Annotated in this window: 5 protein-coding genes; 2 read left to right on the plus strand and 3 right to left on the minus strand. The window is 69.6% G+C overall.

All coding sequences use genetic code 11. From position 1 onward, the window contains the following. Positions 1-167: 167 nt before the first annotated feature. Together KD1_RS15205 and KD1_RS15210 are read left to right on the plus strand one after the other, a co-directional pair. Positions 168-428 carry a hypothetical protein gene (locus KD1_RS15205; RefSeq protein ID WP_068403322.1) on the plus strand — a complete coding sequence of 87 codons (261 nt, stop codon included), beginning with the start codon at positions 168-170 and terminating at the stop codon, positions 426-428. Between the two features lie 161 nt (positions 429-589). Beyond that, positions 590-1,483, plus strand: coding sequence for a hypothetical protein (locus tag KD1_RS15210; RefSeq protein WP_068403324.1), 894 nt, complete (start codon positions 590-592; stop codon positions 1,481-1,483). Positions 1,484-1,559: 76 nt separating this feature from the next. On the opposite strand, the gene meaB is transcribed toward KD1_RS15210, so the two are convergent. The 3 genes from meaB to KD1_RS17010 all read right to left on the minus strand — a co-directional run. Beyond that, positions 1,560-2,564 carry a methylmalonyl Co-A mutase-associated GTPase MeaB gene (meaB, locus tag KD1_RS15215; protein ID WP_068403326.1) on the minus strand — a complete coding sequence of 335 codons (1,005 nt, stop codon included), beginning with the start codon at positions 2,562-2,564 and terminating at the stop codon, positions 1,560-1,562. After that, positions 2,557-4,767, minus strand: coding sequence for a methylmalonyl-CoA mutase (gene scpA, locus KD1_RS15220; RefSeq protein WP_068403328.1), 2,211 nt, complete (start codon positions 4,765-4,767; stop codon positions 2,557-2,559). Before scpA ends, meaB begins: the two co-directional genes overlap by 8 nt. After that, positions 4,767-4,954, minus strand: a 188-nt coding sequence (locus tag KD1_RS17010) for a hypothetical protein (RefSeq protein WP_169795415.1), incomplete at its 5' end; no start/stop codon positions are given. The genes KD1_RS17010 and scpA, both read right to left, overlap by 1 nt.

Raw genomic sequence — 4,954 nt, forward strand, 5'->3', positions numbered from 1 at the left:
CGCTCCGCCGCCGCGAATGCGCCCACGAGCGTGACGCCGCAGGATCAATCTGCCGGGGCTGCGCCCGGCGCCCCGGTGGCCCTTGGGGTGCCGGCCGAGGTCGAGGTCGAGGCCGATCCGGGCCTCGACGCCGAGCCCACAGCGGGCCCTGAGCCGGAGGTGGAGTGATGTTGCGTGCTCGCGTGGAGATGCTCATTGCGCTGGTCGTCGGCGCGGCGGCGGTGGCCACGTACATCTGGCCGACCTGGATCGAGTCGCTGACGCCGTTCGAGCCCGATGGCGGTAGCGGTGAGTCGGAGTGGTGGCTCGTCATGGTGCTGGCGGTGGTGGCGATCATCGCGCTGTTGCTGTCGGCCCGCGACTTCCGGGTGCAGCGCCGGTTGCGGCGACTGGATACGGCCTTGGAGACGCGGCGCACGGACTCTTGACGTCCGGCACCCCTGACCCAGCGCGGACCTGCGTCGTGACCACTACGCCGACTGGTCGATCCTTGTGACGTAACTTCGGCTTACGTCGCAAGGATTGACCAGTCGGCGAGGATTGTCGGTCGGCTGGAGCGTTGTCGGGGGTGTAGGGAAGAGTGGGTCCCGTGACGAACTCCAGTGGTCTGACTCCGTTGACGCCCGAACAGAAGCTCGCCAACGACGCGTGGCGACGCCGGAACTCGCTGTGGATCTTCATCCCGTTCGTGTCGTTCGGCGTGCTGAGCTGGCTCGGCTTCCTCATCGCGGGTGTGCGCACGGGGGAGAAGCGCTACTTCTGGCCGGCGGCGGGCTACGCCGTCGTGGTCGCGATCATGTTCGCCAGCTCGGCGCCGGAAGGGGAATCGACCGGTCCGCTGTTCGGCGTCGCGCTGACCGTCGCGTGGATCGGGGCGACCGTGCACTCCGCGATCCTCAACCGCGGGTACCTGACGACGCTGGCTCAGCGGGGCACCTGGTACGGGCAGGTGGCGTCGTCCACTCCGCCGCCTCCGCCGGTCGGGGCGGCCCCGCTCAGCCAGACGGTGCCCCAGGCGGCGCCGGTGCAGCCCGCGGTCCAGCCGTCGAGCGCGGTGCTGCGCGATGCCGAGATCCTCGAGGAGAACCTCCGCGACCTCGAACGCCAGATGCGGGCGTCACGTCACCGGCTGCCCGATGAGGCCGTCGTGGCCCTCTACGACATCTTCGCCGCGCTGCGCGACGCGCTGGACCGCGGCGCTCAGCTGGCCTCGTCACCGCGCGATCTCTTCGTCGTCAACCGGATGATCCGCGACTACGTGCCCACGACGCTGAACACGTACCTGAGCCTGCCACCGGATTACGTCGATCAGCCCGGCCCGACCGGGGCGACTGCGACCCAGGAGTTCACCGATCAGCTCGAGCTGCTGCGCTCCGAGTCGCAGCGGATCGCCCAGGACGTGCACCGGGGCGACATGCAGTCGTTGAACAACCACGGCCGGTTCCTGCAGGAGCGCTTCGGCGGCTCGGAACTCGATCTGTAGTCACGCGCCGAGGGAACAATGGTGGCGACCTAACCCGAGGTTAGGTCGCCACCATTGTTCCCTCGGTGAGGGGTAATCAGGGCCAGGCGCCGTCGGCGCCGTCGCGGGCAAACGCCTCGACGAGCAACTCAGTGCCCTCGAGTGCGCTGAGCTCTCCAGACGCCAGACGAGCCTCGACCTCGGCGCGCACCTGCACGACGCGCGGCGAGGTGGTCAGCGCTTCGATGACGGTGTCCGTGGTCAGGGCCCACAGCCACTGACGCTGCTGCTGGGCACGGCGCTCCTCGAGTGAACCCGCCGCCTCGAGGGTGGCGCGGTGTGCCCTGACCGCCTCCCAGACCTCGTCCAGTCCGGCACCGGTCCGCGCACTGCACGTCAGTACCGCCGGGGCGCTGTCGGAGTCGCCCATCATCAAGCGCATGGCGCCGCGCAGTTCGCGCGCGGCCACACGCGCCTCCTGCTCGTTGTCGCCATCGGCCTTGTTGACCGTGATGACGTCGACCCGCTCCAGGATGCCGCGCTTGATGCCCTGCAGCGAGTCACCGCTGCGGGCCAGGGCGATCATGAGGAACGTGTCGACCATCTCCGAGACCGCGACCTCGGACTGGCCGACGCCGACCGTCTCGACGAGCACGACGTCGTAGCCGGCCGCCTCGAGCACGAGCATGGACTCCCGTGTCGCCCGCGCCACGCCACCGAGGTGGCCGCCGGAGGGGGAGGGGCGCACGAACGCGTCCTCGCGGGTCGACAGCTCGCCCATACGGGTGCGGTCACCGAGGATGCTGCCCCCGGTGCGCACCGAACTCGGGTCGACGGCCACGACCGCGACCTTGTGGCCCCGGTCGAGCAGCCGCACGCCCATCGCGTCGATGAACGTCGACTTGCCCGCCCCGGGGACCCCGGAGATCCCCACGCGAATCGCCCTGCCGCTGTGCGGGGTCAACTGCCGCAACAACTCCCGGGCCCGCACCCGGTGGTCGGGTCGCGAGGACTCGACCAGGGTGATGGCCCGGGAGATGTGCAGGCGTTGACCGGCCAGCACCCCGGGGACGAGCGTGGCGACGTCGTAGGGGTCAGCCACGGGCGCCCTCGGTCGCGGGCGACGCCTCGCCCGTGCGCTCGATGAGGGTGTTCAGCAGCTCGATCGCCGCGTCGGGGATCACCGTGCCGGGCGGGTAGATTGCGTCGGCGCCGGCCGCGCGCAGATCGTCGAAGTCCTGCTCGGGGATGACACCGCCGACGACGATCATCAGGTCGTTCAGACCCGCGTCGTCGAGCTCCTTGCGCAGCGCCGGCACGAGGGTCAGGTGACCCGCGGCCAGCGACGACACCCCGACGACGTGCACGTCGGCCTCGAGGGCCTGACGCGCAACCTCGGCCGGGGTCTGGAACAGCGGGCCCACGTCGACGTCGAAGCCGAGGTCGGCAAAGGCGGTGGCGATGACCTTCTGGCCACGGTCGTGACCGTCCTGGCCCATCTTCGCCACGAGGATGCGCGGACGGCGACCGCTGGCCTGCTCGAACTTCGCGACGAGTTCCTGGACCGTGCCGAGAGACTCCACGCCGGCCACCTCCTTGGAGTAGACCCCGCTGATGGTGCGGATCTGGGCGGTGTACCGGCCGAAGACCTCCTCCAGCGCGCTGGACATCTCACCGACCGTGGCCATCTTGCGGGCCGCGTCGATCGCCAGGGCGAGCAGGTTGGTGTCCGGGCCGGGGTTGCGGGCACCTTCGGTCAGGGCGCTCAGCGCGGCCTGGGTCACCGATTCGTCGCGCTCCTCGCGCAGGCGACGCAGCTTGTCGATCTGGGCGGCGCGCACGCTCGCGTTGTCGACCTTGAGGACCTCGATCGGCTGGTCATCCTCGACGAGGTACTTGTTGACGCCGATGACCGGCTGCTGACCGGAGTCGATGCGCGCCTGGGTGCGGGCGGCAGCCTCCTCGATGCGCAGCTTGGGAATGCCGGCCTCGATCGCCTTGGCCATGCCGCCGGCCGCTTCGACCTCTTGGATGTGACTCCAGGCGCGGCGAGCCAGGTCGTTGGTCAGCTTTTCGACGTAGGCGCTGCCACCCCAGGGGTCGATGACCCGCGTCGTGCCCGACTCCTGCTGCAGGAACAGTTGGGTGTTGCGGGCGATGCGCGCCGAGAAGTCGGTCGGCAGCGCGATGGCCTCGTCCAGGGCGTTGGTGTGCAGCGACTGGGTGTGGCCCTGCGTCGCGGCCATCGCCTCGACGCCGGTGCGCACGACGTTGTTGAACACGTCCTGCGCGGTCAATGACCAGCCCGAGGTCTGCGAGTGGGTACGCAGCGACATCGACTTGTCGTTCTTCGCGTCGAAGTCGCGCACCAGGCGGGCCCAGAGCAGGCGGGCCGCGCGCATCTTGGCGACCTCCATGAAGAAGTTCATGCCGATTGCCCAGAAGAACGACAACCGCGGCGCGAACGTGTCGACGTCCAGGCCGACGTTCTGACCGGCCCGGAGATACTCGACTCCGTCGGCGAGGGTGTACGCGAGCTCGAGGTCGGCGGTCGCCCCGGCCTCCTGCATGTGGTACCCGGAGATGGAGATCGAGTTGAACCGGGGCATGTTCGCGCTGGTGTAGGCGAAGATGTCGGAGATGATCCGCATGCTCGGCTCGGGCGGGTAGATGTAGGTGTTGCGGACCATGAACTCCTTGAGGATGTCGTTCTGGATCGTCCCCGAGAGCTGCTCCGGCTTCACCCCCTGCTCCTCCGCCGCGGCGACGTACAACGCGAGGATCGGCAGCACCGCGCCGTTCATCGTCATCGACACGCTCATCTGGTCCAGCGGGATGTGATCGAAGAGCGTGCGCATGTCGTAGATCGAGTCGATCGCGACTCCGGCCATGCCCACGTCACCCTCGACCCGCGGGTGGTCGGAGTCGTAGCCGCGGTGCGTGGCCAGATCGAACGCGACCGACAGGCCCTTCTGACCGGCCGCGAGGTTGCGGCGGTAGAACGCGTTGGACTCCTCGGCGGTGGAGAAGCCCGCGTACTGGCGGATCGTCCACGGCTGGTTGGTGTACATCGTCGAGTAGGGCCCGCGCAGGAACGGCGGGGCACCCGGCACGGTGTTGAGGAAGTCGAGGCCGGCGCGGTCACCATCGGTGTACAGCGGCGAGACGGTGACCTGCTCGGGGGTCTGCCAGTCGGCCGTGAAGGCCGGGTTCGTCTGCTTGAGCGACTCCCACGCGGTCGCGGAGTCCTGCGGGGGCGCGCCGTCGCCGAGTTCGACCGAGTCGAAGCGAGGGATCGCGGTCATCACTGCTCCTTCCCCGACGCGTCGGCGCCGAGCAGGTCGAGGATCGAGGTCAGGGCGGACACGACGTCCATGCCGGCCGAGAGGGCGCCGTCGACCGAGTCGGCGGCGTCCCCGAGTTCGCTGGCCTTGCCGGCGACGTAGATGCGCTCGACACCGGCGCCGCGCAGGGCGGCCGCGACGGCGCCGC

Origin of the sequence: Kribbia dieselivorans NBRC 106261, from assembly GCF_001552435.1 — a bacterium.
Taxonomy (GTDB): Bacteria; Actinomycetota; Actinomycetes; order Actinomycetales; family Dermatophilaceae; genus Kribbia; species Kribbia dieselivorans.